This is a genomic window from Clostridium tyrobutyricum (assembly GCF_019144085.1).
In the GTDB taxonomy this organism is placed as follows: domain Bacteria; phylum Bacillota; class Clostridia; order Clostridiales; family Clostridiaceae; genus Clostridium_B; species Clostridium_B tyrobutyricum_A.
On sequence record NZ_JAHHUY010000064.1, the window covers coordinates 1 to 3,033 of the forward strand.

General features: G+C 29.4%; 3 protein-coding genes. 2 read left to right on the top strand and 1 reads right to left on the bottom strand.

Annotated features, from left to right (window positions below):
* Positions 1-711 precede the first annotated feature (711 nt).
* Together KM800_RS14920 and KM800_RS14925 are read left to right on the top strand one after the other, a co-directional pair.
* On the top strand, positions 712-1,215 hold the full coding sequence (locus tag KM800_RS14920) for a Crp/Fnr family transcriptional regulator (protein ID WP_254906584.1): 504 nt from the start codon (positions 712-714) through the stop codon (positions 1,213-1,215).
* 65 nt (positions 1,216-1,280) lie between these two features.
* On the top strand, positions 1,281-1,856 hold the full coding sequence (locus KM800_RS14925) for an SDR family NAD(P)-dependent oxidoreductase (RefSeq protein WP_254906585.1): 576 nt from the start codon (positions 1,281-1,283) through the stop codon (positions 1,854-1,856).
* Positions 1,857-2,466: 610 nt separating this feature from the next.
* Here the strand turns inward: KM800_RS14925 and KM800_RS15635 are convergent.
* The coding region (locus KM800_RS15635; RefSeq protein WP_419195476.1) for a BclA C-terminal domain-containing protein at positions 2,467-3,033 on the bottom strand (567 nt) is incomplete at its 5' end.

A 3,033-nucleotide genomic window follows, 5' to 3' on the forward strand; every position in this document is an offset into this window, starting at 1 on the left:
TGTATATAAAACTGAAGATGAAATAAAATTTTTGCCTGGGAAAAATTCTGATATATACACATTATCAGTTGGATAAGCATTATAAGTAGTCATTAAGTTACACCTCACTTTTAGAGTATTATTCTAGTGTAATAAATTTATAGTTTGCTCAATTTAATATATGTAATTCCATATTTTTAGTTCCATAATTTCTTAGATTACGAACTAAATGATTGATGTAAAAAACTATAGTTATAAATATATTATCAACTTTTAAAAAATCAGAGATAGATTTATTTTAGTGGCAAGAATATCGTCACTGTAAAAAATAGAATAAAGTGGTTATAGTGCTTATTTTTATAAGTTTAAGTATAGAAAATAGTTTATTTTAAAGAATAAATTGAATATAAAGAGCAGATATTTTTGAAAGTAGAATCTTGCCAATGTAAAGATATATATCATAAATGTTTCAGGGCATACTGTGATAATGAAAGATTCTGAATACTAGAATTAAATGTTATTTTTATATCTTAAAGATCGATAGTGGCGATATTTTAGGTACTAAAGGGAAAACAGTGTTGCTTTTTTTCATATTTTATTAAGGATGCAGAACACTATATTTGTATGATATGATTAATACATGGAAAAGAGTATTTAGTTATTTATATTAACCGTACTTTTTTGGTTATAGAAAAAAATATAAAACTCTAGTGAATTAAGGAGTTGATAAAAGTGACGAACGCTAGTAAGTATTTGGAAAAAGGACTTGAAATAAAAATCAATGAAAATGTTGCTGATATGATTAATAATGAAGTTTCTTTTATAAACTTTTCTACCAAACATATTGTATTACTAGAAGGCGTCAAATCGACAAATCTTTATTTTATAATCCATTGTATAGTTAGAGGATATACGTTGATGAACAGGGAAATGATATTACAAAATGTTTCAGCAGAGAGAATGAATTCATATAAATTGGTATATAAAATTATAAAAGAAGATGGAAGATTAAATAACATATTTGTTAAGAATTATCTAAAAGAAATTGAAAAATTAGAAAATAGGGTTAAAAATTCAGCTTTAATGACTGCTGAAGAACGATATATTGATTTTAGTAGACGATATCCTCATCTCCATGATAGAGTTGAATTAAGATATATTGCATCCTGCATAGGTATTAGAGCTGCATTTTTGAGTAGGATAAGGAAAGAAATAAAAAATATTTTTTTAAATTAACATATGTGAATTATTATAATATTTCTTTCTTCTATAATGTTATAAGAAGAAAGGAGTGTTTACATATGAAATATGTATTAATTACTGGTGGAACGAGTGGAATAGGTTTTGAGATTGCCAAGAATTTTGCCAGAGATTGCTATGGAATTGTAATAGTTTCTTCCAATAGTAATAGATTGAAAGAAGCTAAGAAAAAATTAGCAGATGAGTTTAAAACACCGATATTGACATATCAACAGGATATGGGAAAGATAGGAGCAGCAACACAAATATATAATCGAATAAAAGAAGATAATTTAAATATTTCCATACTTGTGAACAATGCAGGAATAGGATTGATTGGTCCCACGGATAAAATTGATTTACAACGTGATGAAAGCATGATGATATTAAATGTCATTAATCTTGTAGAACTATGTAAATTGTACATTTCTGATATGTATATACGTGGGAAAGGTAAAATTTTAAATGTTTCTTCTATTGGTGCCTTTCAGCCTGGACCATATACGAGCACTTATTTTGCAAGCAAAGCTTTTGTATTGAGTTATAGTAGAGCAATACGATATGAGGCAAAGAAAAAAGGTGTGCAGGTTTGTGTATTATGTCCTGGGGCTACAAGAACAAATTTCTTTGTTCAATAAGGAACAAAAACTCCAAGAAGTGCTATGACTTCTAAAGATGTTGCGAGATATGCTTATAAACGATTTATGAAAAATAAAGATATTATTACTCCTGGCTTCCTAAACAGATTAAAAAATTTGTTCCCTATGAAGTTTAAAATGATAGTTGTTGCAAAATTGAAATATCAAAAATGAGATAAGAAAATGCTACATTAAATTATTATACTCTATACTGGATTGATACTCAATTTTTGTAAAAGATGCATCAATCGTTGATGTGTTTTTTGGTATATTAATTACCATAGTTTAGTTAATTGTCCACGAACCTGTTCGCTGATACTACAAAGACAAGGTAAACACATGAGTAAAAAAAGTGTAAAAATGGGGACTGCCATTATATCCAGTTATAGTATAAACAATATCTTCTATTCCAACTAAAGTTATTCCATGTAATTGTATTTTCATTAAATTAGCTAAGTTATTGCATATTTTTATTAGTTGAGAAGGATAATTATAATCTTATTTATCCTTCCTAGTTAGATAAAGATTTAGTACTACATTTATTATTATATATCCACGTGGAATTAAATTTTAAAAGAGCCCCCTATAGTCATAGAGGGCTCTAAGCATATTAATCTAGTTTTGTAATTACTAGTTGAGCATTTACGTTAGGAGTATTTTCGAGAACTATAGTGTTTGTTGAAGTATTTCTTAAAGTTATTATATCCCCAGCATTAAGAGTTAATATAGCATTTCCAGAAGTTTTGCCAGCACCTAATAAAACAATAACTTGAGTTGATGGCTGAACAAATCCATTTACAGCGATTGCTAAAGAAGCAGTATTTGAATTCATTGTTGTAGATATACTATAGTTTATTTCATATATTCCAGTTTGGGTAATACTAATTCCGGCAGTACCTGTTGTGTGTGCAATACCATTCAGATAACCATTATTACTAAACAGGATATCATCATTAGCAATAGCCATACTATCTTGAAGATTATAAATATATCCATAAGCATTTAGACCATTTGCAGGTCCAGCAGCACCATCAGCACCAGCAGGGCCTTGAGGACCTTGAGGACCCTGAGGGCCAGTGGAACCTTGAATTCCTTGGGCACCGGTAGGACCAACGGCACCTTGAGCACCATCAACACCGGCAGGACCTTGAACGCCTTGAGGACCCTGAGGACCTTG

What these genes read in the sequence shown, in the direction of transcription:
- KM800_RS14925 (WP_254906585.1), top strand. Translation starts at nt 1,281, where the DNA reads ATGAAATATGTATTAATTACTGGTGGAACGAGTGGAATAGGTTTTGAG.